The organism is Acidisoma sp. L85, from assembly GCF_009765865.1.
Lineage (GTDB): Bacteria > Pseudomonadota > Alphaproteobacteria > Acetobacterales > Acetobacteraceae > Acidisoma.
Map to the genome: position 1 here is coordinate 39,860 of NZ_LMUQ01000022.1, position 3,452 is coordinate 43,311.

At 59.4% G+C, this 3,452-nt stretch carries 2 protein-coding genes and 1 pseudogene; 1 reads left to right on the top strand and 2 read right to left on the bottom strand.

Annotation, left to right across the window (positions count from 1 at the left end; translation table 11 throughout):
* Positions 1 to 142: 142 nt before the first annotated feature.
* Positions 143 to 1,251 (bottom strand): annotated as a pseudogene (locus tag GSQ83_RS04040) (IS110 family transposase).
* Between the two features lie 218 nt (positions 1,252 to 1,469).
* Entirely contained in the window at positions 1,470 to 1,865 is a 396-nt protein-coding gene (locus tag GSQ83_RS04045) for a hypothetical protein (protein WP_158801607.1), read from the bottom strand.
* Positions 1,866 to 2,283: 418 nt separating this feature from the next.
* Here GSQ83_RS04045 and GSQ83_RS29750 point away from each other — a divergent pair.
* Positions 2,284 to 3,452, top strand: a 1,169-nt coding sequence (locus GSQ83_RS29750) for a winged helix-turn-helix domain-containing protein (RefSeq protein ID WP_216849919.1), incomplete at its 3' end; no start/stop codon positions are given.

The following is a 3,452-nucleotide window of genomic DNA, read 5'->3' on the forward strand; positions in this document are numbered from 1 at the left end:
ATCCAGCGTCGGATGAGCTCCGGCTGGTAGTGCTTGCGAGGGTTCTCCTGGCCGTGACCGTGCCGCCTGCCTTGCTCAGCTTTGGATGCTTCCTGGGGTTATTCGATCTCCTTATCGGTCGTGCCAGGGCTTAAGCGACGGATTATGTGTTGGCAGCCTGGACCTGTTTAGCAATCGCCCAGACAAATCCTGCCAATTCGCGTGCGATGGCGGCGGTGACAACGGTCGGCGGTTTGCTCGCCCGCGCAAGCTTACGATATCGCTGGCACAGTCGCTCCTGCGCCTTCCAGGCCGTCTCGCGAATGGGCTTGGTCAATCCCTCCTGCCGGAGCAGCAGTTCCCGGCTGATCCGTGCCGGGAATCGATAACTCCAGGCGGCCTCGATCAACATCCGCCGCGCCGTATTATTTCCGGCCTTGGTGATGCCACCTTGGCGGCGTGTTTGTCCGCTAGAGTGTTCGGACGGAACCAGGCCAAGGTAGGCCATGAGTTGGCGCGGATTGTCGAAGCGGGTGATGTCGCCGAGTTCGGCAACCAAGGTCGCGGCTGCGACGAGCGCCAAACCGCGAAGCGCCTGCAGCGCGTTGACGACTGGCCGAAGTGACCAATCAGACAAAGCCGCTTTTATATGGACTTCCAAATGATCGCGACGGGCGGTCGCGGCCTCGACTGCGGCAATACAATCTTCCAAGACAATGTAATGTATGGCGTGTTCAAACGTCAGCCCTGCCAGCCATCGCCGGTGCATCAGCGTCCAAGCCGGTCGGTTGTAGTGGTGACCGTGGCGCAGAAGAAAGCCAGAGAGCTGTTGGCGTGCCTGACGCAGGGTACGCACCGCCGCCAGCCGTGCACGCACCAGATCGCGGACCGCTTCATGGGCCTGATCTGGAACCCAAACCGCCGTTAGTTCACCAGCACGGTGAAGCTTGGCCAAGTTGATCGCATCGCGCCGGTCGGTCTTGATCCGATCGCCCGGCTTGCGCGGGATCAACGACGGGGCGACCACAACGCATCCATGTCCAGCCTCGGTTAACTGCCGCTGTATGCCGTAGCCGCATGGCCCCCCTCGCAACAGAACCGCAGTTCGCGTCCACCACGGGCTAGCTTCGCGGCGAGTTTGGCCAGTGCAGAGAAGGTGTGGACGATGATACCATGCTCGCGCGCTTCTCCCCGCTTGCCGCCGTCTGCAAGCGCTACCGCGATCGTGTCCTTGTGAACATCCAGCCCAACGTAGGTGATAAGCTCTTCCACGACCCGTCTCCTATGCATGAGGCTCGGCGCCAAACCACTCGGCGCAACCCTCGAAAAGCCTGCATACTGCGAGACGGGTCACCCCTCCTCAGGCGAACATTTGGTCTAGCCTAACCCAGTGCGAGCTTGGAAGCTTCGACAAGGTCGCCAAGTGATTGCGGACCGTCTCCCAATTGAACGCTAGCTTGAGGAGTCTAAGACAGTTCCCTGGCCTAAGATTACGTTGGTGGTTTCTCGGCTCTCGGTGTTTCGTCGTAAGGCTCGCAACGGCCGATTGCGAGCGTCGGCGGGTCGGGTGAGAAATGCCAACCCGATGTCAAATACTCTCCTGCAGAATAGATCTGAAATCGATCCATTTTTGGATTGAAAGTAACGTCATTAACGTAGGGAATGCATTCTGGAGTAGCGGAGCGTGTCATCTTACACAGTGACACCAAATTATCTTCCGCCTTATCAAAGACTCCGAATGTTGGCCTGAATGGAACCGCTTTGACAAGAGCCCTGAGACCGTTGTCTTTTCTAGAAAAGTCAAATGGACGCACCACATATTGATGGTCTTGGAAGATTGTCTTCGGAATCCAGTGTTCGGAATGAAGTTGGTAAAGAAAACCCACTGTTTGTTCCGGAGTGCACAGGAAAGACGGAGTCTGCGCTACCGCGCGTCCCGCGACCAACGAAAGACAAAACGTGATACTCACCAGAGTGCACTTGATCATAGCCCCTTCCTTCCACGGTTCGAACAGTAGGCGTAGTAGTTCGGTCGCCTCGTCGATCAGGTGGGAACGCCCTCTGAACGTCGGTATGTCCTTGTCGGGGAACCGCCGTCCCTAGCGCTACAACCAGGGCACGCAACGAGCCTGACGCGGTCAAGGCTAAAGCCCCAACGTGGTTGGAGCATCATAGTTCGGCTCGCTCACTGAGTAACGAAAGCGATCCGATCGACCGCCGAAATTTTGCGAGATTTCGCGACCCGGCGCCGAATGTGCTATGCTAGGTTGGGGTGCTGAGGCCCGTCATTTGGCGGAGGGCCGGATGGACATGCGGGGTCGAAAGCTTGCCGTCAATGGTGTGATTGCCGATTTCGGCAGCGAGACGTTGAGTACTACGTTGGGGCATTCAGTCGCCCTGCGGCCACAGGCGTTCGCTGTCCTGCGCTATTTGGCTGAGCATGCCAGCCGGCTCGTCACCAAAGACGAGCTGATGGATGCGTTGTGGGCCGGCCGCATCGTAACCGATGACAACCTCGTGCAGTGCGTCCACGAAATCCGCCGCGCATTCCGAGATACCGACCGTGTGGTGCTGAAAACCGCGCCGAAACGCGGCTACCGGCTGGTGCTACCCGCCGACGCCGCCCAGGAGCGAGCCTGGGGCGAGCCTGAAAGGCCTAGGGATGGCGATGGCGAGACTGGGGTTGGGACAGAGCCCATTGCCGACGGCACGCACTCCGTCGAGCACGTCAAGGTCTCCATCGCCGTCCTCCCATTTGTCAACATGTCTTCGGATCGAGAGCAAGAGTATTTCTCAGATGGGATCACCGAGGACGTCATAACTGATCTATCACGCTGGCAATCGATGGCGGTTGCCTCGCGCAACGCCACCTTCAGCTTCAAGGGTCAGCGCGTCGACGTCCAGACAGTGGGGCGCGAGCTGGGTGTGCGCTTCCTGGTAGAGGGCAGTGTCCGCCGGTTGGGAGAGCGCGTCAGGATCACGGCTCAGTTGATCGATGCCCAGACAGGCAATCACGTCTGGGCCGAACGGTACGATCGTCCGACGCGAGATCTCTTCGCCCTGCAGGACGAACTGGTTCGAACAATAGCGGGAACCCTGGTCGGCCGGGTGTATGTGAGCACGGCAGAGCATTTGCGTCGTAGGCCACCGTCCAACCCGGCCGCGTACGACCTTACGATGCGGGCCAACTGGCTGGCATGGGACCAACCGTTGGCACGGGCCGAGGCGAAAAGCTCCCTTGAGCAGGCGATTGAGCTCGACCCTGAATATGGGCTTCCTCACAGCCTATTGGCGATGATCCTGCAACGCGAGTTTAGCCGGGCGCTCGCATGGCCGCCGGAAGTCCTTGATCGTGCGTTCGCACTGGCGAAGCGAGGGGTCGAACTCTCTGATGGTGAAGGCACGAGCCACGCGGCGCTGGGCCATCTGTACCTGGAAAGACGTTGCTTCGATACGGCGCTGCGCCATATGGA